The following is a 23,646-nucleotide window of genomic DNA, read 5'->3' as shown; positions in this document are numbered from 1 at the left end:
CATGCTTTGTTACATATTACACATACCTGTAAACATGATTACCGCTACCATATAGCCTGTCATCGAACTATACAGGGAGCTGCATTGTGGCCAGCAAAAAACAAATACTATTACCTATTGGTGTGTTGGGGGTGTCAGTGGCACTGTTCGCCGCCTTTATGGCAATGAAAAAGCCACCGGAGCAAAAACAACAGGAAAACATCGCCCCACTGGTAGAGGTCACCCCAGTCAACCTGACCGATGTAACCATGCAAGTGCATTCCTACGGCGAGGTCATGGCGCAAGAACAAACCGAACTGGTCGCTCAGGTGTCCGGTCAGGTGGTATCCATAGCCGAACAGTTTGTAAAAGGTGGCTTTGTAAAACAAGGGGACGAACTTATTCGCATCGACCCCAATGACTATGAAGCGGCCCTAATTGAAGCCCAGGCCGGCTTGGCGCAGGCACAATCGGCGCTAGAAATAGAACAAGCACAAGCGCATGTGGCCAAAACCGAATGGCAACGCATTAAGGACAATGCCAATGCGGTGATCCCCTCGGAGCTCTATTTGCGCAAACCTCAGCTCGCAGAAAAGCTGGCAAAATTCCGCGCTGCTCAGGCCCAGGTTAAACGCGCCAAGCGCAATTTAGAGCGCACCTCGATTCGCGCCCCCTACGATGCCCTGGTTACGGCAAAAAAAATCAGCCTTGGCAGCGTGGTGAACCCGGGTAATGTTTTGGGTCAAATCGATGCCACCAGCATTGCTAAAGTGCGTTTACCGGTAGCCAACCATGATCTGCAATACCTGGTTGATGGCGGTATCGGTGCTAAAGTCACCCTAACCAGCGAAGTGGCCGGTAAAATGCGTACCTGGCAAGGCACCATAGTGCGTAATGAAGGCGTGGTCGATAAGCGCTCGCGCATGACCTACCTTGTGGCTTATGTAGACGCACCCTATGAGCAAGCACAACCTCTGCGCTTTGGTGCCTACACCAATGCCAGCATAGTGGGTAAGCATGTACGCGATACCGCCATTGTTCCCAGCCACCTGATCAAGGACAACCGCATTGCCCTCATTGATAATGAAATTAAGCTGATGTTTAGCGACCTTGAGGTGATCCGCGAGCAAAACGGCATGGCCTATGTCACCGCCGGTCTAAACAGTGGCCAGCAAGTTATCACCTCGGCGCTGGAATACCCCACGCAAGGCATGCAACTGCGCTTAGACGAACAAGAACCGAAAACGGCGCACACGCAGCTGGCACTGAAGGAGGACTAAGCTATGGTGCAAAGCACAGAAAAAGGCTTGATCGCCTGGTTTGCCCGCAACCCGGTTGCCGCCAACCTGCTGATGATAATCATCATAGTCGGTGGTATTCTCAGCGCGCTTTCTATTCGTAAACAGGCATTCCCGCAATTTGAGAGCAACTGGCTCAGTGTGCAGGCCGTGTATCCCGGTGCCGCTCCGCAAGAAGTGGAAGAAGGGATCACCATAAAAATCGAGGAGTCCCTGCAAGGCTTAGAGGGCATTAAACGCCTTATCACCTATTCAAACCGCAGCTTTTCTCAAAGTTGGATCGAAGTCGATGAAAGCTATGACTCTCAAGAAGTGCTCGACGAAGTCAAGATGCAAATCGACTCCATCTCCAGCTTTCCCGCAGAGATGGAACGACCCAATATTCGCCGCGAAAAGTACACTCAAGAGGTGATGATCCTCGCCTTGTATGGCGATATGAGCAATTACGATCTAAAGGAGCTGGGCAATAAGCTCCATGATGAAATGCGCGCTTTGCCTCAGGTCAATCTCGTCAATTTTAATTCGGGTTTGGATTATGAGATAAGCATAGAAGTCAGCCCGGACAAGCTGCGTGAATATGGCCTGACGTTCCGCGATATCGCCACTGCGGTGCGCAACTTCTCCGCCAATATGTCGGCGGGACAAATTCGCTCCGATAATGGCTATATTTCCATGCGCGTGGAAAACCAGGCCTATCGCGGCGGTGAATTTGAACGCCTGCCGCTATTAACCTTAGAAGATGGCGCCCAGGTATTTTTAGGTGATGTAGCAACCATACAAGACGGCTTTGAAGAAGGCCTGCAATATTCAAAATATAACGGTAAAAACTCGCTGATTTTTGAAGTCCGTGCGTCAAAAGATCAAGATGTCACCCGTGTTGCCGATGTGATGGACGCCTATTTAGAGCGTAAAAAGTCGGAGCTTTCCCGAGGGCGTCACCCTGGCCCCTATGATTGACATCACGTATTACCTTGAAGGTCGCCTCGACATGATGATCGAGAATATGATCTGGGGTGGTATCTTGGTGATGCTGATGTTGGCCTTGTTCCTGCGTATCCGCCTCGCTTTCTGGGTGATGATGGGTCTGCCGTGTCCTTCCTGGGCGCCTTTTTAATGATGCCGGTGGGCTTTTTAGATGTCACCATTAACCTGGCTTCCCTGTTTGCCTTTATTCTGGTACTAGGGATAGTGGTGGATGATGCCATAGTGGTGGGTGAGTCAGCTCACGCCGAAATCGAAAAGCATGGTCATAGTCTGGATAACGTGGTGCGTGGCGTAAAACGCGTAGCCATCCCCGCGACCTTCGGGGTACTGACCACTATCGCCGCCTTCTTACCACAAACCTTGGCCAGCGGCCCGGGAGCGGCGTTTTCTAAAGCCATAGGCGGGGTGATTATTCTCTGCCTATTATTCTCACTGGTCGAGTCTAAGCTCATTCTTCCTGCGCACCTAGCGGCCATGAAGAACCGCCCTGTTAACCCGCGTAACCCATTACACCGCTTACGTAATAAGGTAGACAGTGGCTTGCAATATGTTATCGAGCGCATATACCGCCCTGCAGTACAGCGCTGTATTCATTATCGCTATACCGTGATTGTTGGCTTCTTTGGCATCCTTATAGTCAGTGCTGGCTTGTTTGCCGGTGGCCTGATTAAATTTATCGCCAACCCGAAAATTCCTCATGATTTCCCAAGTATTAACATTGAGATGAATTTGGCGTCATCGGAAACAGCAACCCTGGATACGGCCAAAAAGATTGAACGTGTGGTGATGGATGTCGAGCGGGTTATAGAGCAGCAATATGGCATGCCCATGGTTAAGGATATCTCCCTGAATATGCAAGGGCGCACCAACGCCCGCTTAATGATGGTCTTGGTAGAGCCGCACCTGCGCCCTATCGACACCTTCGCGTTAAGTGCACTGTGGCGTGATAATATGCCGCCGCTGCCGGGAATGAAATCAATGACCATTAACGACAGCGTTATGAATGGCGGTGGTGGCCGTGATGATGGTGATATCAGCTTCCGCCTCGAGGGCAATGATGCCGCAGAGTTGAAAGAAGTTGCCGGTAAATTGAAAGAGAAGCTGTCGACCATCAAGGGCGTAGGCGATATCAATGATTCAATGCAAAGCGCCACCGATGAAGTGCAACTTGAACTTAAACCCATTGCCTATAGCCTGGGTTTGACCTTGGCCGATGTTGCCTCACAGGTGAACTTCAGCTTCTATGGCCTAGAAGCACAGCGTATTCTGCGCGATGGCGAAGAGCTCAAAGTAATGATCCGCTACCCCATTGAAGAGCGTAACTCTATCAGCGAAATCAATGATGTGCGCATTATTACTCCGGCCGGAGCGGAAGTGCCTTTAGCAGAAATAGCCAGCGTAAACCTGGTTGACGGGGTAAACCGTATTCGTCGGGAAAACGCTAAGCGCACGGTTAATGTGTGGGCAGCCGTAGACACCAATCAGGCACAGCCGTTTGAAATCGCAAAACAAGTGCGCGATGAATACCTTCCAGCATTATTGAAAAACTACCCTGGCGTACAGAGTAATGTCGCCGGTCGAGTGCAAGAAGAGATGGATAGCGTCGCCGAGCAGCGCCGTGACTTAGTGCTTTCGCTTCTTATCATCTTCGCGCTGTTGGCCATTCCACTGCGCTCCTACTCGCAGCCGCTGCTGATCATGTCGGTGATCCCCTTTGGTGTGGTCGGTGCCGTCTACGGTCACGTGATCTTGGGTATGACCATGAGCAGCCTGTCCTTCTTCGGTATTATCGCCGTGGCCGGGGTGGTGGTGAACGACTCACTGGTGATGGTTGACTATGTGAACAAGGCACGCGCCCGGGGCATTGCCATTAAACAGGCGGTGGTAGAAGCCGGTTGTAAACGCTTTAGGGCCATCCTACTGACCTCGATTACCACCTTTATTGGTCTGGTGCCCATCATTATGGAAACCAGTTTGCAGGCGCAAATCGTCATCCCCATGGCGGTATCACTGGCCTTCGGTGTGCTGTTCGCCACAGTGATCACCCTGGTGCTGATCCCTTGTCAATATGTAGCCCTGGAAGACTGTAAACGCGGCCTGCGTAAACTCTTTGGCAAAGCTCCTAAGGTAGAACCAACGGCAGAACTAAAACAGCAAAGTTAAATACCCAGTATTTATCCCAACCAGAAAAGCCTTGCCCCTCGGCAAGGCTTTTTTATGCCTAATAAGTTATTTGGCCATAAAAGCCGCATCTAATTTAAAAATCCCGCTTTGCGCTATCTGAATTGTTTAAGCATTTAATTTTTAAATTGAAAGTTAGATCTGATTTGGTATTTAATAGGATGCATAGCGAGAGTCTATAAGGCAGCCCTCCCTCTATTTTCAGGGAGTTTCATAGACAATCATTTTGAAAACGGAATTTTTATTAAATTAATCAAAAGCTTATAAGAAAGCCGGGGATAAGTGTCTCACTTTAACCATAAGACATGTCCAACATTCTCAATAATAAGCATTTTTGGTGAAATTTGATTCTTTATCAAACTAATTAAAGGGAAAAATATGAGAACTATAATAGTGGCAATTGTCACTTTGCTTCTAGTTACTGGATGTTCGACTTCTCCTCTTTGTTCAACCGCATGCATTTCAGAACATGAGTCAACCTTTAATGGCGAAAAAGAAGTTTTAATGACGCCAGGCTTTGTCTATAGGAGTAACGAGGGGATTTCTGGTAGTGATTTGAGGATCGGTGCATATTGGAGTTCATCTTTAGAAGGCTCGAGTATAATTTTAATTGTGTTGCCACATAAAGACATCCCCCCGCCAACAGGATCAAAGTTAAGCTTTAATATAAATGGCAATATAAAGTCTTATCCGTCAGTAAAAAAAGAAAACATACCTAACTTCAACCCGAGTACTCAGTCGAGGACGTACTTCAACCCCAATGTAATCGCCCAGATGAATGTCCAATATTTTATGGTTACCGAAGAGTTTTTAAATTCAATCTTGGACGCTAGGGACGTACGAGTTCGGATTGATCTAGAGAATACATATTTAGAAGGTGTTTTCAGTCATAATAGTGCTGTAGCAGCCAAAAGTGGTTTAATAGAGTTCTCAAAGAAGTTGACCTTGGCACAAAAGCAATCATAAGAAGTACAGGTATGGATCTCCCCATTTAGATTCGCGCTGGAGAAATCGGCTTCTGTTGTGGAGCGTGTCATTGAGAGCGAGGGCGACAAACTCTTTCAACTTATAACAAAGTTGTCAGGCTGCTAGGTAACAGCTCCTGCGTTACTCTAGTACCGCCATCCATGGCGGCAAAGCCTGACCTACAACTAGCTAGGGAGCCGGCAACATCGACCAAATAAAGCGCTTGTCGGCGCAAAGCACCGACCTACTGGCATAAAAAAACCCGCGGTTCAGCGGGTTTTTAAACACCTCAACCAAGGTTAGATATATTCAATCTCAGTGATCTCAAATTCTACCGTACCATTGGGTGTTTCGATGTTCACACAGTCGTCCAGCTCTTTACCGATAAGGCCACGAGCGATGGGTGAGTTTACAGAGATTAAGTTGTTCTTAATATCTGCTTCATCATCACCAACAATGCGGTAAGTCACTTCAGCATCCGTGTCTAGGTTTACAATGCTCACTGTCGAACCAAAAATTACCTTACCATTGTTAGGCATTTTCGTTACGTCAATGATTTGCACATTAGACAATTTAGCTTCAATTTCTTGAATACGTCCTTCGCAAAAACCTTGCTGCTCGCGAGCGGCATGATACTCGGCATTCTCTTTCAAGTCGCCGTGTTCACGCGCCTCGGCGATATCAGCGATGATTTTTGGCCGAGTAACAGTTTTTAATTCGTTTAACTCTGCACGCAATAACTCGGCACCGCGTGTGGTCATTGGAATCTTTTGCATAATATTCCCACTTACAGCAAGCCGCAGCGCAAGCGCTGCGGCCTATTGCTTAGTTGATTCGTTGGTGTAACTCTTGAACTGACGAGACACTACCACGGTCATCCGCTGAGTTTGCTGTACAGTTAGCAAACGCGGCGTTCAATGTTGTGGTGTAGTTGGTCTTGTGCATCAAGGCGCCACGACGTAATACCTTAGAGTCTTCAATCGCTTGACGACCTTCTGTGGTATTAACGATATAGCTGTATTCACCGTTCTTAATGCGGTCAAGGATATGAGGACGACCCTCGAATACCTTGTTTACACGGCGAACTTCGATGCCTGCATTTTCAAGCGCCTGAGCGGTGCCTGAGGTTGCGTCTAGTTCAAAACCTAATTCGATCATGGTCTTAGCAAGCTCAACGATGCGAGCTTTATCACCATTGCGAACCGATAGTAACGCGCGACCACCACGTGGTAAAGCATTACCTGCACCTAGCTGGGCTTTAGCGAAGGCTTCGGCGAAAGTATCACCTACACCCATTACCTCACCGGTAGAGCGCATCTCTGGGCCACGAATTGGGTCAACACCTTGGAACTTAGCGAAAGGAAGTACCACTTCTTTTACGCTGTAATAAGGAGGAATGATTTCTTTGGTGATGCCTTGGCTGGCAAGAGACTGACCGGCCATACAACGGGCCGCTACCTTAGCAAGGGCAACACCGGTTGCTTTTGATACGAAAGGCACGGTACGTGCAGCACGCGGATTCACTTCGATTAGGTAAACCTGACCGTCCTTAACCGCGAACTGTGTATTCATCAGACCCACAACGCCTAGCTCAAGGGCCATAGCACGTACTTGCTCACGCATTACGTCTTGGATTTCCTGGCTTAGGCTGTGCGCTGGCAATGAACAGGCCGAGTCACCTGAGTGAACACCCGCTTGCTCGATGTGCTCCATGATACCGCCGATGATCACTTCGGTGCCGTCACAGATGGCATCAACGTCCACTTCGATGGCGTCGTCCAGGAAGCGGTCTAGCAATACCGGTGCTTCGTTAGAAGCAGATACCGCTTCTGTCATGTAGCGACGTAGGTCGTCTTCATCGTAGACGATTTCCATCGCACGACCACCTAGTACGTACGAAGGACGTACTACCAGTGGGAAGCCGATTTCTTTAGACTTGGCTACCGCTTCTTCAAGTGAAGTTACCGTTGCGTTGTCAGGCTGAAGCAGGTTCAAACGCTCAACCATTTGCTGGAAGCGCTCACGGTCTTCGGCACGGTCGATTGCATCTGGTGAAGTACCAATGATTGGCACACCGTTCGCTTCTAGTTCACGGGCAAGTTTAAGTGGTGTTTGACCACCGTACTGCACGATAACGCCTTTTGGCTTCTCAACGCGGACGATTTCAAGCACGTCTTCTAGCGTGATTGGTTCGAAGAATAAACGGTCTGATGTGTCGTAGTCGGTAGAAACGGTTTCAGGGTTACAGTTAACCATGATGGTTTCGTAGCCGTCTTCACGCATGGCAAGGGCCGCGTGTACACAACAGTAATCGAATTCGATACCCTGGCCGATACGGTTAGGGCCACCACCGATTACCATGATTTTGTCTTTGTCAGACGGTGCAGCTTCACACTCTTCATCGTAGCTTGAGTACATGTAGGCTGTGTCTGAGCTGAATTCAGCCGCACAGGTATCTACGCGCTTGTACACAGGCAAGATTTCAAGCTGGTGACGCTTCTTACGGATTTCCGCTTCAGATACACCGGCAAGCTCGGCGATACGCGCATCTGCAAAACCTTTACGCTTCAGGCGACGTAGGAAGTCAGCAGTAAGACCGGCAAAGCCTACTTCTTCGATTTGCTGCTCGTCTTTGATGATGTCTTCGATTTGTACCAGGTACCAACGGTCAACCTTGGTTAGGTTGAATACATCTTCAACGCTCATGCCGTGACGCATGGCATCGGCGATGTACCAGATACGCTCAGCGCCTGGCTCACGAAGCTCGCGAGTGATCTTTTCAATTGCGCCCTTCTCGCCCACAGGCAAGATTGGGTTGAAGCCAGTCGCGCCTACTTCAAGACCACGAAGTGCTTTATGCAATGATTCTTGTTGGTTACGGCCAATCGCCATTACCTCACCTACCGACTTCATCTGCGTCGTTAGACGGTCGTTAGCACCGGCAAACTTTTCAAAGTTGAAGCGAGGGATCTTAGTTACAACATAGTCGATTGACGGCTCGAATGACGCAGGGGTTGCACCGCCTGTGATGTCGTTTTGTAGCTCATCCAGAGTGTAACCCACAGCCAGCTTGGCTGCGATTTTCGCGATTGGGAAACCCGTTGCTTTTGAAGCAAGTGCTGATGAACGAGACACACGCGGGTTCATCTCGATGATAACCATACGGCCGGTGTTAGGACACACACCAAACTGTACGTTTGAACCACCGGTTTCAACACCGATTTCACGCAGTACCGCCATAGAGGCATTACGCATGATTTGGTATTCTTTGTCGGTCAAGGTTTGCGCTGGCGCTACCGTGATTGAGTCACCTGTGTGTACACCCATAGGGTCGAAGTTTTCGATTGAACAGACGATGATACAGTTGTCGTTTTTGTCGCGAACAACTTCCATCTCGTACTCTTTCCAGCCGAGCAGGCTTTCATCGATTAAAAGCTCGCTCGTTGGTGACAGATCAAGACCACGGGTACAGATCTCTTCGAACTCTTCCATGTTGTAAGCAACACCACCACCGGTACCACCCATGGTGAAAGAAGGACGAATAATACAAGGGAAACCGATACGCGTTAGTGTATCCAGCGCTTCTTCCATTGAGTGGGCGATTTCTGCACGCGGACACTCAAGGCCGATGTTTTTCATCGCTACGTCGAAACGCTCACGGTTTTCCGCTTTGTCGATGGCATCAGCGGTTGCACCGATTAGCTCAACACCGTGCTTAGCCAGTACACCGTGCTTGTCTAGGTCAAGGGCACAGTTCAATGCAGTTTGACCACCCATGGTAGGCAGTACCGCATCCGGCTTTTCTTTTTCGATGATTTTTTCTACCACTTCCCAGTGAATCGGCTCAATATAGGTCGCATCAGCCATTTCCGGGTCGGTCATAATGGTCGCCGGGTTCGAGTTAACCAGGATAACACGGTAACCTTCTTCTTTTAGCGCTTTACAGGCTTGAGCACCTGAGTAGTCAAACTCACAGGCCTGGCCGATTACGATCGGGCCCGCGCCTAAGATAAGAATGCTTTGAATATCATTACGTTTTGGCATTATTACTCCGGTCTCAAATTAGTTAGATTGCGCTTGCATCAGTTCGATAAAATGATCGAACAAAGGGGCTGCATCGTGTGGGCCTGGGCTGGCTTCAGGGTGACCCTGGAAGCTAAATGCTGGCTTGTCGGTGCGGTGAATACCCTGCAAGGTACCGTCAAACAATGATTTATGCGTTGCACGAAGGTTATCAGGCAAGCTTGCCTCATCCGCAGCAAAGCCGTGGTTCTGCGCGGTGATCATCACAACATCACGGTCTAGGTCTTTAACCGGGTGGTTACCACCGTGGTGGCCGAACTTCATTTTTACTGTTTTCGCGCCTGAGGCCAACGCCAATAGCTGGTGACCAAGGCAGATGCCGAAAATAGGAATATCTTTTTCTAGGAAGGTTTTGATCGCTTCAATAGCGTAAGTACATGGCTCAGGGTCGCCAGGGCCATTTGACAGGAAGATGCCGTCTGGGTTTAGTGCCAGTACTTCTTCAGCGCTGGTTTGCGCCGGAACTACAGTCAGCTTACAGCCACGGTCTACCAACATGCGCAGGATATTGCGCTTAACACCGAAGTCATAGGCAACAACGTGGAATTTCTCGTCTTCTGGAGCAAGCGTTTTAAAACCTTCACCCAGAGTCCAGCTTGTCTCAGACCATTGATATGTTGACTCGGTACATACTACTTTAGCTAAATCCATGCCTTTTAAGCCTGGAAAGGCTTTAGCGGCTTCTAGCGCCTTGCTTTCATCAACCTCATCACCGGCGATGATACAGCCGTTTTGCGCGCCCTTATCACGTAGGATACGAGTAAGCTTACGGGTGTCGATATCGGCAATACCTAAAATGTTGCGCTCTTTTAGGTAATCACTGAGTGATTGTTCATTACGGAAATTACTCGCTAGCAGTGGCAAATCGCGAATAACCAGGCCCTTGGCCCAGATCTTGTTCGCTTCTTCGTCTTCGCTGTTAGTACCCGTGTTACCGATATGCGGGTAAGTCAAAGTTACGATTTGTTCCGCGTAAGACGGGTCGGTCAGAATTTCCTGATACCCAGTCATAGACGTATTGAATACTACTTCACCGACTGACATGCCGTCAGCGCCGATCGCAGTACCGCGAAACACTGTGCCGTCTTCTAGGACTAACAGAGCGGATTTAGTCAAGTTAACCTCCTAACAGTAAAAAACGGGAGTAAAAAATGCGACTGATTTACAACCCGTTTAAAGCGCTTAACTAGGCGCATTATGAAATTTTGGCAAATTGGCGATATTCTACACGAGAGTAGCAAAAAGATCTAATTAAATATCAATAAATATAGAAAACAACACCTTTGACACAAAAAAACACCGAAACACCCAAAAAAGCACGTTTACTTACCCAGTTCCAGCACTTCGCGCATGGAATAAAAGCCAGGATGTTTATTTTGCACCCACTTTGCAGCCCTCACAGCGCCACGGGCGAAGGTCATTCTTGAGCTAGCTTTATGTGTTAATTCAAGCCTTTCCCCCATTAATGCGAAATAAGCCGTATGTTCGCCAACTATATCGCCCGCTCTGAGCACCGAATAGCCAATTTCCTTTTGTGATTTAGCCTGTTCACTTTGTGAGCGGTCATAAACGGCCACTTGATCATGGTCCCAGCCTTTGGCTTCGGCAATGGCTTCGCCAATGGCCAGGGCGGTGCCCGACGGCGCATCGATTTTATGACGGTGATGGGCTTCAAATATTTCGATGTCCGCGTCGTCACCGAATTTTGTCGCCGCCGTTTGCACCAAATCCAAAAGCAGATTAACGCCAACACTGAAGTTACGGGCAAAGACGATGGGGATATGTTTGGCGGCCTCATGCAAGCGCTGCATTTGCGCATCATTCAGGCCCGTGGTGCCGATAACCATAGGGATCTTGTTGGCAACGGCAAAGTCTAGGTGAACCAGCATGCCTTCGGGCAAGGTAAAATCGATCAGCACATCCAGCTTGTCGCTGGGCGTAAGAGGGGTAAAGGTAAGGGTCTGCGCGCTCTCTTTAAGTCCTTTGACCAGGGTTTCTACCGCCAGGCCATTTAATGGCGACTGCTCACGTACAAAGGCGCCGCTAATACAGGCTTGTGTATCCTCGTTACCCGCTTCCAACAGCGCCTGACCCATGCGCCCATTGGCGCCCAAAATGCCTAAACCTACGCTCATTCTAATCCCCATAATATGATTCATTTTGACTACCCGTATGCTAACGCAGATAGGTGTTAGGTGCTAGGCACAAGCACCGTGCAAACTAAAAGCATCCTTAAGCAAAGGCATCAGACAAATATGGGCTTTGCTTGAGGGCTTAGCTTTAGGTATTACCTATGTGAGTGACACAAATTAGATATCGTTGTTTTTTTGTGCTACAAAAATGAAAAACAATAACAAAAACGTGATCACCATAGACTTTAGCCATCCACACGTTTAAACTTCTCCACTTGGCGCCGATTTGGTCTTTGGCTTGCGGGCGCATGCACAACAGGGCTTAGCTTGTTTTGCAAAATAAATGCAGCTAAAAGAAGGTTTTGGCTGTTGGTGATCGAAATTGAGGTATACATGCAGCCTAACTATAATGCCACTGTGGCAAAACTTTCACTCGTCCCCCTACTGGTCTTTGTCGCTATATTTTTAGGCACAGGTCTGTATTTACAATCGCAAGGCGTTGATTACGCTTTCTATCAATTACCGGCTCCTGTGGCCATTTTGCCTGCCATAGTACTGGCCTTTGTACTCGCTAAGCAGCGCATCAACGAATCGGTAGAAACCTTTATTCGCGGCGCCGGACACAGCAACATCATCACCATGTGTCTTATTTATTTGCTCGCTGGTGCCTTCTCGGCGGTGGCCGGTGCGACTGGTGGTGTGGATGCCATAGTCAATGCCGGTTTATCCTTTATTCCGCCAAGCATGCTGTTGCCCGGCTTGTTCTTGATTTCGGCCGTGGTTTCCACCGCCATGGGCACGTCCATGGGCACAATCGGCGCCATTGGCCCTATTGCCCTGGCGGTATCACTGAAAACCGGCATAGACCCAGCACTGATGGCCGGTACCATAGTGTCTGGCGCCATGTTTGGCGACAACTTATCTATTATTTCCGACACCACAATCGCGGCCACCCGCACCCAAGGCTGTGAAATGAAAGATAAGTTTCGCGAGAACCTGAAAATCGCCCTGCCTGCGGCCGTGCTAACCATAGCGCTATTGGTTTACCTGACCCCTGAGCCGCAACCTGTAGAGGTGGGTGATTTTGACTGGCTTCTGGTGTTGCCCTACGTCTTTATTCTTGTACTGGCGGTTATGGGCTTAAACGTTTTTGTGGTGCTCTTTAGCGGCATTATTTTCGCGGCACTGATGGGTTTTACTTCAGGTTATGAAGGTGGCGCCTTTGTTAAAGACATCTACAAGGGCTTTAGCAATATGCAGGAGATCTTCTTGCTGTCGATGTTTATTGGCGGTTTGTCTGAGTTTATTCGTCGCGGCGGCGGCCTTGATTACCTGGCACGAAAAATCCAGGCGGTAACCAAGCTCGTGGCCAGGTTTAATCGCCAGGTGGCGGATCAGCTGGGTATCGCCGTGCTGGTAATGACATCGAACCTGTGTATTGCCAATAATACCGTGTCTATTATCGTTGCCGGTCCAATAGCTAAAAAGCTGGCCCAGGACGGCGAGATTTCCGCAAAGCGCTCTGCCAGCCTGCTCGATATCTTTGCCTGCGTGCTGCAAGGCACACTGCCCTATGGCGCTCAGGCGCTGCTTCTCGGCGCGACCTTTGGCATTAGCCCTTGGCAGGTATCTACCTCGGCCTTCTATTGCTTTATCCTGGCTATCACTGCGGTACTGATCATCATCTTACGCCGCCATAAGGTATAACCCAGCATCCTGCCCTCCTGCTTACAGTGGCGACCTAATGCCGCCATCTGTTACAATAGCCGCCGACATTTCTTTTATTTATTAATCACCTTGTAGTTATGAAAATTACCACACCCTTGTTATACGGCGCGGTGGCGCTGTCCTTGTGTGCCAGTGTAAGCAATGCACAAGCCGCAACCTGGAGCCAAACTCAGTTACATGTAAACTATGGCGACTTTAAAAACCCCTTCACTAAAAAAGAAGCGGGCACCAGTATCGTCTCTTTGCAACACGCTTCGGGTTACAGCCTGGGCGATAACTTCTTCTTTATCGATATCATCAATGACGACCTAGAAGATGGTTATCAGGACAGCGATTTCTACGGCGAGTGGTACTCCAACTTCAGCTACAGCAAGATCAGCGGTGACCAAATTGAGCTAGGTCCGCTAAAAGATGTGGGCTTTGTGATGGGCTTTAACGCCGCCGGCGATGCCAATGTGATGAAGTACCTGCCCGGTGTGAAGCTAGACTGGCAAGTAGAAGGTTTTGATTTCTTCTCAACCCTGGTAACCGCCTATATCGATGACAGCGATGGCGTCAGCTCAGGCGGTGCACCGACTGAAAGCGACAGCTGGATGTTGGACCTGGCCTGGGGCGCACCTTTTAACATAGGCGAGCAAAAGTTTTACTTTACCGGCCATGTTGAATATATCGATGAGCGCGACAACGAGTTTGGCGACAAGGTGAAGAGCTGGCTTTTAGCTCAGCCGATAGTGCAATGGGATCTGGGTCACGCCCTGCAAATGCCGGAGCAAACCCTGATGCTGGGTGTTGAGTGGCAGTACTGGCATAACAAATTGGGCACCAACACCACTGAATCTGTGCCGCAAATCCACTTGGCTTGGACCTTTTAATCGGGTAACTTAACCCGGTCAATTAAATTAGGAAGTAAGACTATGCCTAAGGCTAGCGAAATTAAAAAACACGCCGCCATTGAATACAATGGTCGCGTTATGATCGTCCGTGATATCGAGCGCTCTGTGCCTCAGGGCCGCGCCGGTGGTAGCCTGTACCGTATGCGCATGTATGACGTGGTTGATGGCGGCAAGGTTGATGAGACCTTCAAAGCCGAAGACATGCTGAACTTTGCCGATCTACAGCGCCGCGCGGCTATGTTCTCGTACGTTGATGGCGACGAGTACATCTTTATGGATGATGAAGATTACACGCCGTACCACCTGAACAAAAACAGCATTGCCGAGCAGTTGTTGTTTATCGACGAGTCGACCAAGGGTGTGCAGGTAGTGCTAGTAGAAGGCCGCCCAGTTTCTGTGGACTTGCCGACCAGTGTTGAATTGGTAATTGAAGACACCTCTCCGTCAATTAAAGGTGCCTCTGCCAGTGCGCGTACTAAGCCGGCTACCTTGACCACAGGTCTTGTGGTTCAGGTGCCAGAGCACATCTCAAGCGGCGATAAAATTAAAATCAACACCGCTGAGAGCAAGTTTATTAGCCGCGCCTAATAACTACCTCGCAATTAAAAAAGGTGAGCACTTGCTCACCTTTTTTATTGCTGATTAGCTTGCTAGTCACACTGCCCTGCCGCCAATTCATAACGCTTTTCACCTATGTAATACCACTTGCCATCTTGCTTTTCTATATAGGCACCTGGGTGATAGGGAAGCTGGCGTAGTTCCTCAAGGGAGTAAAAACCAAGCGAGCGCTGGCAACGCCAATAGATCACCTGCCGGCTGGTGCGGGCATCCCGAGATTCTATGGTGTGCACCGTATAGGGACCCTCAGAGGTATAGTGCTCAGCGTCGCTCACCAGGCTTTGTCTGCCGATCAGCAACACCACCGTATGTACTGCACATATTAGCACCACACATTGCAGCGCAATGGTGATGGCGGGGGAATACTGTCGTTGCGGTACGCCCCACCATAGGTAGGCCGTAAGTACGGCCATACCCAGTAATTTAACCAGGTTAAAGGTCGGCGCTATGCCCGCCATAAACTCGGGGCTGCGCCACTGAATGGCAAAGACAGGCGCCGAGATCAGGCTGTCTAAGGTCAAGGCCGCAGCCAGCAGCAAGGCCAAGCACAGGGCTAGCTTAGGCATGCTACAAACCCAGAATTAACGACACTGAGGACGCTTACCCTGACTTCTAGCCTGCTGATACAAGGCGTTGGCACCTTGCATGCGCTTTTGCAATTCGTTAATACGGCTAGTTGGCGCCGGGTGCGTCGATAAGAACTCAGGAGGAGTCGCGCCACCGCTTTGCGCCATATTTTGCCACAGGGCAACGGATTGCTGTGGTTCAAAACCAGCCTTGGCCATCAGCTCCAGACCCACTTCATCCGCTTCGCTTTCATGGGTGCGGCTAAATGGCAATACCACGCCATACTGAGCACCTAAACCAAGCGCCGCCATGATTTCATTGCGATAACCTATCTCGCCCATATCCATTGCCACGGCGCCAATTTGCATACCGGTTTGCAGCATTTGGCTTTGTGAAGCACGCTCATTGGAGTGCTCGGCGATCACATGGCCCACTTCATGGCCAATCACGGTAGCTAGTTGATCCTGGTTCTGCGCTACCTTAAGTAAGCCGGTGTGCACACCTATATGGCCGCCTGGCAGGGCGAAGGCATTGGCCGAGTCTTCCTCGAATACCACCACTTCCCACTTTTGCTGCGCATACTTTGTTGGTAACACCTGGATCACCGCATCGGCCACACATTGCACATAGGCATTGGTACGCGAGTCGGTGTTAACCTTTTGTTCTTTTTTCATCTGCTCAAAGCTGGCGCCGCCTAACTGGCTCATTTGCGCATCGGAATACAAGGTCACCTGAGTGCGTCCGGTCGGTGAGGTTTTACAACCGGCGATAACGGCCGCCACACTAAGGGCTAAGATTAGTTTTTTCATTATTAATGCTTCCCATTTTTCTCTTGCGCCAAGCATAGCAAACCACAAAGGCAACGCCTAGCGTCGAATAAAGTGTCTAATTAACATAATGTTAATAAGGTTCCCCTATTCTGGCCGAAACCTTGGTGCTATAGTGAACAAACTAGGCACTGGACGCTGCCTGCGCACTTTCCCCTAGTCTCTCCTTCACCAACTTAGAAGATATTGTATCTATGTCCTTAACCGACACAAGAACGCCCAGTCGGCGTGTGCTATTGCCTTTGTTGGCCAGTATTGTGGCTATTACGCCGCTGGCCGTGGATATGTATTTGCCGGCCATGGTGCAAATCGCCAAGGATCTTGGCGCCACCATGCCTCAGGTACAAATTTCCCTGAGCGTATACCTTGCAGGCTATGCCTTGGGCATGCTGTTTTTTGGCCCCATTGCCGATCAAATGGGTCGTCGCCGTTTGGCGCGTATTGGCCTCGCCTTGTTTGGGCTCAGTTCGGTGGCTTTGGCCTTTTGCGAAGACATCTATTTATTCTGGTTACTGCGCAGTGTGCAGGCCTTTACCGGCGCCGCCGCGACCGTGGTGGTGCCCGGCATTATCCGCCATATTTATCAGCAAAATACCGCCAAGGGCATGAGCTATGTGTCGATGATCATGATGGTTGCGCCCCTGGCGGCGCCCAGCATAGGCTCAGCAATTCTAACCCTGGCACAGTGGCAGGTGATATTTCTGGTACTCGGTGGCTATGCCTTCTCATGTCTTGTCTGGGTGCAGATGCACCTGATCGATATACCCATTTATCGCAGTGAGCACCGTGGTCTGAAGCTGTTTTTTGCCAGCTATGCTGTGGTCCTCAGTGAGGCCAAGGCTCGCGCCGATATACTTAGCTCCATGTTGGCCTCCTTTGCATTTTTCTGCTTTTTAACCTCGGTTCCTTTTATCTACCTGGGTTATTTTAAAGTTTCGGAGCAACTTTTCGGCGTGCTGTTTGCGTTTAATGTTATTGCCTTGATGCTGGGTAACTTTATTAACACCCGAGTGGTGCCTAAGGTCGGCTCGCGCAAGATGCTGTATTTTGGTCTGGCTCTGGCCCTTATCAGCGGCAGCGCCTTATTGGCCTTTAGCCTGATGGAGCAGTCGCTGTATTACATAGTGTGGAGCATAGCGCCGCTGATGATGAGTTTAGGCATTATCGCCTCTAATGCCGATGCCCTTATTCTAATGGAGTTTGAACGTAACTCGGGGACGGCTACGGCTGTCATAGGTACACTGCGCTTTGGCAGCGGTGCTTTAGTGGGACCCTTTTTAGCGCTGATCCACCCGGTTAATGCGGTGCCCTTCTCCAGCATGATGTTTGTGGCTATTATCCTAATCGCCGTAACTCAGCTTTGGCACCGCAAAAAAAATGCCCACTAAAAAGTGGGCATTTTTCTATTAATCAAAAACTTAAGGCGCTTTCGATACCATAACCATGGCCGGGCGTAACAAACGACCGTTCAGGGTGTAACCCTTTTGCATAACCGCTATAACGGTATTAGGTGCGACATCTTCGCTCGGTTGCATTGCCATGGCTTGATGAAGTTCCGGGTTAAACGCCTCACCCTGAGGGTTAACCACTTCGACATTGAACTTGGCAACGGCTTCAACAAAGCTTTTGGCCGTCATTTCGATGCCTTCAAGCATAGGAACCAGGGCTTCATTTTCTTTGTCAGCAAACTCGATGGCACGCTCTAGGTTATCGATCACCGGAAGCAGTTCGTTGGCAAACTTCTCTAGCGCAAACTTATGTGCTTTTTCAACATCTTGTGCAGCACGACGACGAATGTTTTCAACTTCGGCGGCGGCGCGAATCACGCTGTCTTTTTGCTCTTCAACGGTTTGCTTTGCAGCTTCTAATTCCGCATATAGAGCCGCTAACTCAGCTTCAATGCTTTGCTCTTGTGAGCCCTGCTCTTGTTCTTGCTCTTCTTGAGCCTCGACGTTTTCCTGTTCGTGTTCGTTAGCCTGTGGTTGCTCAGACATCTTTATATTCTCCAAAAACTGCGTAACTGCGATTCATTATGGGGATGTATTCAGCGGATTCAAGAGTCAAGGTGCTCGATTTGCGCAAATTCTTGAATGATCGCCTCAATCGGCGCCGACTTGGGCAAGATCACGCAAAATCGACTTTGATATTCCTGGTTGGCAAAGTAAGCCAGGCTAAAAACTAAGAAGGGTTCAAAACCCGGTAAGGGCAACTGATCGCCAAACAACACGGACACACCGTTGCGAAACGCCAGCTTATCTTCGATGCCATGTAAGAAGCGCGCACCTATGGTGAGTTCCTGCTCGCTATTTGTGTAGGCATAAAGGTTATTTTCGCCGACCACTATACTGTTGTCGCTGCCAAGTTTATTTCCTAACTCGCGCGTCCACTGCGCCAAGGAGCCATGACAATAATGGGGCGCGGTGCGGCTCATGGCCTTCATTCGGTGCAGTCCTTCAAGCAGGTTTTGCTGCGCAAAAACCGAATTCAACCAGGTCGCAAACTGATAGCGAATATCATCATTGGCCTCAAGGGGCTTGGTAATAAGAATATTGTGTCCCTGACCTTGGCGGTCCAACAGCAGCACCAGCCAATGGGTGCGGTCAAAATCCAGCACTTCTACTCGGAACACCCACTGAGTGGTGACCTGAGGCAGACCAACACAGCAACAAACCTTGTAGCGCCGTGCCAGGTGGTGGGCAAATTCAACCAGTTTTTCCTGTGGCGGCTGCCAATATTGACCCAGCTGATCTAGATGAAAATAGGAATCGAACCAAAAATCAAAGCCTTGCTGGGTAGGAATACGTCCGGCGGAGGTATGGGGCGAATAGAGTAAGCCCAGTTTTTCTAGGCGTGCCATGGCGTTGCGTACGGTGGCGCTGCACACCGCCATCCCCTTTTGCTTGGCAATACGAGAAGAGGCAACCGGCAGACCCTGACCGTCGCAGTATAAACTCATTACCGCAGAGAATATCTGCTCATCACGTGGAGATAATTTCATATTGTTATAATTTAGGCTCTTTGCCTCAGTTTCAACCCCACCACTTTTGCGTTACTCTATAAAGAGTTACTTCATTTATGGCACAGATATGAGCGCTTCTTTTAAAACTATTGGCTTAATTGGTAAAGCACATCATGAAGGCGCGGCGCTGACATTACAACGCCTCTATGCCTTTTTGCAAGCTTTAGGTTACCGGGTCTTGGTGGAGCGTCATTATGGCGGGCAATTGGCAAATCCCGAAGATGCCAATCTGGTCGATTTGGTCGAGCTGGGTGAGCAAGCGGACTTGGCCATAGTGGTCGGCGGTGACGGCAATATGCTTGGCGCCGCGCGCGTACTGGCCCGCTTTAATGTTGGCGTGATCGGCGTAAACCGCGGCAACCTAGGGTTTTTAACCGACCTTAACCCGGACGGCTTTGAGCCTGCCTTGGAGCAGGTGCTCAGCGGCCATTACATAGAAGAAAAACGCTTCTTACTGGAAGTGGAAGTATTTCGTCATGCCGAGCTCAAAAGTGCCAACTCGGCGATGAATGAAGCTGTGCTGCACGCCGACAAGGTGGCACACATGATCGAATTCGAATGCTTTATTAACGATGATTTTGTGTTTTCGCAAAAGTCCGATGGCCTGATAGTGTCAACGCCGACCGGCTCCACCGCCTATTCATTGTCTGGCGGCGGCCCTATTCTTACTCCGGGTCTTAATGCCATGGCCCTGGTGCCCATGTTCCCTCATACCCTATCGAGCCGACCCTTGGTGGTCGATGGTGAGAGCGTTATTCGTCTTAAACTGAGCTTGGATAATACCGACAGCCTGCAGGTCAGTTGCGACAGCCATGTGGTGCTAGCCACCCTGCCCGGCGATGAAGTGGTGATCAAAAAAGCAGAAAGGCCGCTGCGCTTAATTCACCCCACGGATTACTCCTACTATAACGTGCTGCGCCAAAAACTAAATTGGGGCTCGCGCCTGTATTAGAGTTACTTTGGAATACATCAGCGACCGGGAATTACACGGCTTTCAAAGCAAGTTAATTGACGCTGGCAAGAAGATAAATGGCTTAGAGCGTTCCCTAAGCCAGGTATCGAGTACAAGATACCTTCTAGAGTGCCTGCCAACAAATACACCGAGCCAGAGCAAGCGCAAATTGTTTAAAATTTAATTTGCAAAAAAACGGACTACTGTATAGATTAACAGTTAGTATATAACTGGATGGATAAACAGTATGCTTTCGGGATTAACTATTTCTAATTTTGCTATTGTTAGCGAGCTTGAAACCCAATGGCATGCCGGTATGACCGCAATCACAGGGGAAACCGGTGCAGGTAAATCGATTGCCATCGATGCCCTCTCTCTGTGCTTAGGTGAGCGTGCCGACGCTGCCGCCGTGCGCCCCGGCGCCAAACAGGCAGACATTAGCGCCCGTTTCGATATTAGTCGCCTGCCCAAGGCTCAACAGTTTTTGCAAGAGCATATGCTGGAGGCAGATGAGCAAGAATGCCTACTGCGACGCGTAGTTGCGAAAAATGGCCGCAGCAAAAGCTATATCAACGGCATCAGTGTTACCGCCGCCCAGTTAAAGGAATTGGGCCAGCACTTATTATCTATCCATGGTCAGCATGCGCACCAGTTGTTGCTGAAAAACGACCATCAGCTGCAATTACTCGATGGCTATGCCGGCCATAAATCCTTACTTGAAAATACGGCGAAAAGCTTTAGCCGATACCAAAAGTTACAGCTGGAGCTGCGCGAGTTAGAGGCCAAGCACGCCCAACAACAGGCGCAAAAGCAACTGCTTGAATATCAGGTCGCCGAGCTCGACGAATTTGCTCTGGAGGACGGCGAATATGAGCAAATCGAGGTGGAGCATAATCGTCTTAGCCATGCCCAGCACTTGCTTGAAGGCTCACAGCAGCAACTTTATGCCTTGTACGAAGGCGATGAGCAAACCATTAACGGTGCTCTACAGCACAGCGCCATTGCCATTAGCGAGCTGGCCGCCATAGATCCAAGCTTAGAAGGCATCGCCGCCATGCTTAACGACGCCTGTGTGCAGGTAGAAGAAGCAAGCCGCGAGCTGCGCGGTTATTGCGATAGCGCTGAGTTGGATCCAGAGCGCTTAACCCAGCTCGATGAACGCCTGGGCACCGCCATCACCTTGGCGCGCAAGCATATGGTTGAACCTAAGGCTCTGGTGGCACATCACCTGCAAATTAAGACGGATCTTGAAGCAATCTGTGTTGACGATCAACGCCTGGCTCAGCTCGATGATGAGATAGCCGAAGCTCTTAATGAATATCAGCAGTGCTGCGAGCTATTATCCGCCAGCCGTAAAGAGGCGGCGCAAGAATTAAGCGAACTGATCGGCGCCAGTATGCATGAGTTGTCGATGGAAAATGGCCGCTTTGCCATTGCTCTCGATTTTGACTCAGCGCGCACACCCAGCCGCCTTGGTTTAGACCGCATCGAATTTTTGGTAAGCACCAACCCGGGTCAACCCATGCAGGCGCTGTCTAAGGTTGCCTCCGGCGGTGAGCTCTCGCGGATCAGTTTGGCAATCCAGGTGATCATCGCCCAGCGCGTGACCACGCCAACGCTTATTTTCGATGAAGTGGATGTAGGTATCTCCGGGCCAACCGCAGCAGCGGTAGGTAAGTTGCTGCGTCGCCTTGGCCAATCTACTCAGGTTATATGTGTGACCCACCTGCCCCAAGTGGCCTCCAGCGCCATGAACCAGTTCTTCGTGGGCAAACAGGTGGCCAATGATGAAACCTTTACACAAATGCTGGCGCTTAATAAGCAAGGCCGCGTTGATGAAATCGCCCGCCTGCTGGCCGGTGACAATATCAGTAAAACCACCTTGGCCAATGCCAGGGAGCTGATTGCAGCTCACGCTTAACATTATCAATGAGTAAAAACAGCGCATAAAAAAAGCGGGCTAATGCCCGCTTTGCTGCTTCCAAGGTTTATCCAAAATTAAACTTCCAGGTAATCCATAATGCCTTCTGCGGCATTACGGCCTTCAAAGATGGCGGTAACCACCAGATCCGAGCCCCGTACCACATCACCCCCGGCAAAAATTTTCGGGTTAGTGGTCTGATGCGTAAAGGCGCCCTGCTCTGGGGCATTAATGCCACCCCAGTGATTTATTTCCACACCAAAGGGCTCCAGCCATTCCATCTTATGGGGCTTAAAGCCAAAGGCCATCAACACCGCATCGGCGGCAACTGTATGCTCTGAGTCGGGAACTTCTTCGGCGCGATGACGGCCATTTTCATCGGGCTCGCCCAATTGGGTATGCACCATGCGAACGCCGCTCACCCGACCTTGCTCGTCCACCACTATGCCCTTAGGCTGAACATTAAACATAAACTCGACGCCTTCTTCCTTGGCATTTTTTACCTCGCGTTTAGAGCCGGGCATATTCTCTTCGTCACGGCGATAGGCACAGATCACCTGCTGCGCCTGTTGACGCACCGAGGTACGTACACAGTCCATGGCGGTATCACCACCACCGAGTACCACTACCCGCTTACCCTGCATATCAAGATAGGGAGCATCGCCCTCTTCATAGCCCATCACTCGGTTGGTATTGCCAATTAAAAATGGCAGGGCGTCGTGCACGCCTTCGGCATCCTCGTTTTCAAGGTTGGCACGCATACTTTGATAGGTACCGACGCCGAGGAAGACCGCATCATACTGATCGATGATCTGTTGCAGCTCGATATCCTTGCCCACCTCTGTGTTCAGACGAAACTCGACACCCATCTCGGTAAAGATTTCCCGACGTCGTTGCATCACTTCTTTTTCCAACTTAAACGAAGGAATACCAAAGGTCAGCAGACCGCCAATTTCCGGGTGACGGTCAAACACCACGGGTTTAACTCCATTGCGCACCAGCACATCGGCACAGCCGAGTCCCGCCGGCCCAGCACCGATAATGGCGACCTTTTTATCACTCCATACCACGTGCTTCATATCCGGTTTCCAACCCATGGCAAAGGCGGTATCGGTAATGTATTTTTCGATATTGCCTATGGTGACGGCACCGAATTCCTCATTCAGAGTACAGGCGCCTTCACAAAGCCTGTCCTGCGGGCACACGCGCCCACACACCTCGGGCAGACTGTTGGTGCGGTGAGAAAGCTCCGCCGCTTCGAGAATACGCCCGGTGCGAATAAGCTTTAACCACTGCGGGATATAATTGTGCACCGGACATTGCCATTCACAATAGGGGTTGCCACAGTCAAGACAACGATCCGCCTGAGAGTCGACCTGGTTTTGTGAAAACGGCTCATAGATCTCAACAAACTGCTGCTTGCGCGTAGAAATCGGCTTTTTGCGCGGATCGACACGCTGTACATCGATAAACTGATAAACATTCTGGCTCATACTTC

17 protein-coding genes and 1 pseudogene are annotated in these 23,646 nt (G+C 49.9%); 9 read left to right on the top strand and 9 right to left on the bottom strand.

The features are described 5' to 3' along the window. Nucleotides 1-86 precede the first annotated feature (86 nt). The 3 genes and pseudogenes from C2M34_RS00880 (at nucleotide 87) to C2M34_RS00870 (ending at nucleotide 5,408) form a co-directional block, all read left to right on the top strand. A complete protein-coding gene (locus C2M34_RS00880; RefSeq protein ID WP_105200585.1) occupies nucleotides 87-1,259 on the top strand; it encodes an efflux RND transporter periplasmic adaptor subunit in 1,173 nt (390 codons plus the stop codon). 3 nt (nucleotides 1,260-1,262) lie between these two features. Then, nucleotides 1,263-4,424 (top strand): annotated as a pseudogene (locus tag C2M34_RS00875) (efflux RND transporter permease subunit). 396 nt (nucleotides 4,425-4,820) lie between these two features. Continuing rightward, the gene (locus C2M34_RS00870; protein ID WP_158681374.1) at nucleotides 4,821-5,408 is read left to right on the top strand and encodes a hypothetical protein; all 588 of its coding nucleotides are present in this window, start codon (nucleotides 4,821-4,823) and stop codon (nucleotides 5,406-5,408) included. A 299-nt stretch (nucleotides 5,409-5,707) separates the two neighbouring features. On the opposite strand, the gene greA is transcribed toward C2M34_RS00870, so the two are convergent. From greA to dapB, 4 genes are all read right to left on the bottom strand, one after another. Further along, a complete protein-coding gene (greA, locus tag C2M34_RS00865) occupies nucleotides 5,708-6,184 on the bottom strand; it encodes a transcription elongation factor GreA (protein ID WP_105200587.1) in 477 nt (158 codons plus the stop codon). Between the two features lie 49 nt (nucleotides 6,185-6,233). After that, entirely contained in the window at nucleotides 6,234-9,452 is a 3,219-nt protein-coding gene (gene carB / locus C2M34_RS00860) for a carbamoyl-phosphate synthase large subunit (RefSeq protein WP_105200588.1), read from the bottom strand. A gap of 18 nt (nucleotides 9,453-9,470) precedes the next feature. Beyond that, nucleotides 9,471-10,607: a glutamine-hydrolyzing carbamoyl-phosphate synthase small subunit gene (carA, locus tag C2M34_RS00855; protein ID WP_105200589.1), complete on the bottom strand. Its 1,137-nt coding sequence runs from the start codon at nucleotides 10,605-10,607 to the stop codon at nucleotides 9,471-9,473. A 206-nt stretch (nucleotides 10,608-10,813) separates the two neighbouring features. Beyond that, nucleotides 10,814-11,626 (bottom strand): 4-hydroxy-tetrahydrodipicolinate reductase, encoded by an 813-nt coding sequence (dapB, locus tag C2M34_RS00850; RefSeq protein ID WP_105257825.1) that lies wholly within the window; start codon nucleotides 11,624-11,626, stop codon nucleotides 10,814-10,816. Between the two features lie 390 nt (nucleotides 11,627-12,016). Here dapB and C2M34_RS00845 point away from each other — a divergent pair, with 390 nt between their 5' ends. The 3 genes from C2M34_RS00845 to efpL all read left to right on the top strand — a co-directional run bounded on the left by C2M34_RS00845 (nucleotide 12,017) and on the right by efpL (nucleotide 14,832). Further along, a complete protein-coding gene (locus C2M34_RS00845; protein ID WP_105200850.1) occupies nucleotides 12,017-13,330 on the top strand; it encodes a Na+/H+ antiporter NhaC family protein in 1,314 nt (437 codons plus the stop codon). 98 nt (nucleotides 13,331-13,428) lie between these two features. After that, on the top strand, nucleotides 13,429-14,223 hold the full coding sequence (locus tag C2M34_RS00840; RefSeq protein ID WP_105257824.1) for a nucleoside-binding protein: 795 nt from the start codon (nucleotides 13,429-13,431) through the stop codon (nucleotides 14,221-14,223). 42 nt (nucleotides 14,224-14,265) lie between these two features. Beyond that, nucleotides 14,266-14,832, top strand: coding sequence for an elongation factor P-like protein EfpL (gene efpL, locus C2M34_RS00835; protein ID WP_105200592.1), 567 nt, complete (start codon nucleotides 14,266-14,268; stop codon nucleotides 14,830-14,832). A gap of 62 nt (nucleotides 14,833-14,894) precedes the next feature. Here efpL and C2M34_RS00830 read toward each other — a convergent pair whose 3' ends face one another. Continuing rightward, nucleotides 14,895-15,428 carry a hypothetical protein gene (locus C2M34_RS00830; protein ID WP_105257823.1) on the bottom strand — a complete coding sequence of 178 codons (534 nt, stop codon included), beginning with the start codon at nucleotides 15,426-15,428 and terminating at the stop codon, nucleotides 14,895-14,897. Nucleotides 15,429-15,443: 15 nt separating this feature from the next. Then, a complete protein-coding gene (locus C2M34_RS00825; RefSeq protein WP_105257822.1) occupies nucleotides 15,444-16,238 on the bottom strand; it encodes a M48 family metallopeptidase in 795 nt (264 codons plus the stop codon). Nucleotides 16,239-16,450: 212 nt separating this feature from the next. Here C2M34_RS00825 and C2M34_RS00820 point away from each other — a divergent pair, with 212 nt between their 5' ends. After that, a complete protein-coding gene (locus C2M34_RS00820; RefSeq protein ID WP_105257821.1) occupies nucleotides 16,451-17,644 on the top strand; it encodes a multidrug effflux MFS transporter in 1,194 nt (397 codons plus the stop codon). A 30-nt stretch (nucleotides 17,645-17,674) separates the two neighbouring features. Here the strand turns inward: C2M34_RS00820 and grpE are convergent, their stop codons facing one another. Both grpE and C2M34_RS00810 read right to left on the bottom strand, forming a co-directional pair. After that, a complete protein-coding gene (gene grpE, locus C2M34_RS00815; RefSeq protein WP_105215646.1) occupies nucleotides 17,675-18,250 on the bottom strand; it encodes a nucleotide exchange factor GrpE in 576 nt (191 codons plus the stop codon). A 59-nt stretch (nucleotides 18,251-18,309) separates the two neighbouring features. Next, nucleotides 18,310-19,254 carry an HrcA family transcriptional regulator gene (locus C2M34_RS00810; RefSeq protein WP_105257820.1) on the bottom strand — a complete coding sequence of 315 codons (945 nt, stop codon included), beginning with the start codon at nucleotides 19,252-19,254 and terminating at the stop codon, nucleotides 18,310-18,312. Between the two features lie 88 nt (nucleotides 19,255-19,342). On the opposite strand from C2M34_RS00810, the gene nadK reads away from it, so the two are divergent. Further along, entirely contained in the window at nucleotides 19,343-20,227 is an 885-nt protein-coding gene (gene nadK, locus C2M34_RS00805; protein ID WP_105200598.1) for an NAD(+) kinase, read from the top strand. Between the two features lie 247 nt (nucleotides 20,228-20,474). Further along, on the top strand, nucleotides 20,475-22,148 hold the full coding sequence (gene recN / locus C2M34_RS00800) for a DNA repair protein RecN (protein WP_105257819.1): 1,674 nt from the start codon (nucleotides 20,475-20,477) through the stop codon (nucleotides 22,146-22,148). Between the two features lie 77 nt (nucleotides 22,149-22,225). On the opposite strand, the gene C2M34_RS00795 is transcribed toward recN, so the two are convergent. Continuing rightward, a complete protein-coding gene (locus C2M34_RS00795) occupies nucleotides 22,226-23,641 on the bottom strand; it encodes an FAD-dependent oxidoreductase (protein WP_105257818.1) in 1,416 nt (471 codons plus the stop codon). Nucleotides 23,642-23,646 lie beyond the last annotated feature (5 nt).

Source organism: Pseudoalteromonas sp. T1lg88, assembly GCF_002964765.1.
In the GTDB taxonomy this organism is placed as follows: domain Bacteria; phylum Pseudomonadota; class Gammaproteobacteria; order Enterobacterales; family Alteromonadaceae; genus Pseudoalteromonas.
Note: the sequence above shows the minus strand (reverse complement) of the source record. Positions and strands in the feature narration are given on the sequence as shown.

Excerpts from the sequence above, each read along its gene's own strand:
- C2M34_RS00830 (WP_105257823.1), bottom strand. The coding sequence starts at position 15,428 with ATGCCTAAGCTAGCCCTGTGCTTGGCCTTGCTGCTGGCTGCGGCCTTG.
- greA (WP_105200587.1), bottom strand. The coding sequence starts at position 6,184 with ATGCAAAAGATTCCAATGACCACACGCGGTGCCGAGTTATTGCGTGCA.
- C2M34_RS00810 (WP_105257820.1), bottom strand. The coding sequence starts at position 19,254 with ATGAAATTATCTCCACGTGATGAGCAGATATTCTCTGCGGTAATGAGT.
- C2M34_RS00845 (WP_105200850.1), top strand. The coding sequence starts at position 12,017 with ATGCAGCCTAACTATAATGCCACTGTGGCAAAACTTTCACTCGTCCCC.
- efpL (WP_105200592.1), top strand. The coding sequence starts at position 14,266 with ATGCCTAAGGCTAGCGAAATTAAAAAACACGCCGCCATTGAATACAAT.
- grpE (WP_105215646.1), bottom strand. The coding sequence starts at position 18,250 with ATGTCTGAGCAACCACAGGCTAACGAACACGAACAGGAAAACGTCGAG.
- C2M34_RS00840 (WP_105257824.1), top strand. The coding sequence starts at position 13,429 with ATGAAAATTACCACACCCTTGTTATACGGCGCGGTGGCGCTGTCCTTG.
- C2M34_RS00870 (WP_158681374.1), top strand. The coding sequence starts at position 4,821 with ATGAGAACTATAATAGTGGCAATTGTCACTTTGCTTCTAGTTACTGGA.
- carB (WP_105200588.1), bottom strand. The coding sequence starts at position 9,452 with ATGCCAAAACGTAATGATATTCAAAGCATTCTTATCTTAGGCGCGGGC.
- C2M34_RS00820 (WP_105257821.1), top strand. The coding sequence starts at position 16,451 with ATGTCCTTAACCGACACAAGAACGCCCAGTCGGCGTGTGCTATTGCCT.
- dapB (WP_105257825.1), bottom strand. The coding sequence starts at position 11,626 with ATGAGCGTAGGTTTAGGCATTTTGGGCGCCAATGGGCGCATGGGTCAG.
- recN (WP_105257819.1), top strand. The coding sequence starts at position 20,475 with ATGCTTTCGGGATTAACTATTTCTAATTTTGCTATTGTTAGCGAGCTT.
- C2M34_RS00825 (WP_105257822.1), bottom strand. The coding sequence starts at position 16,238 with ATGAAAAAACTAATCTTAGCCCTTAGTGTGGCGGCCGTTATCGCCGGT.
- C2M34_RS00795 (WP_105257818.1), bottom strand. The coding sequence starts at position 23,641 with ATGAGCCAGAATGTTTATCAGTTTATCGATGTACAGCGTGTCGATCCG.
- nadK (WP_105200598.1), top strand. The coding sequence starts at position 19,343 with ATGAGCGCTTCTTTTAAAACTATTGGCTTAATTGGTAAAGCACATCAT.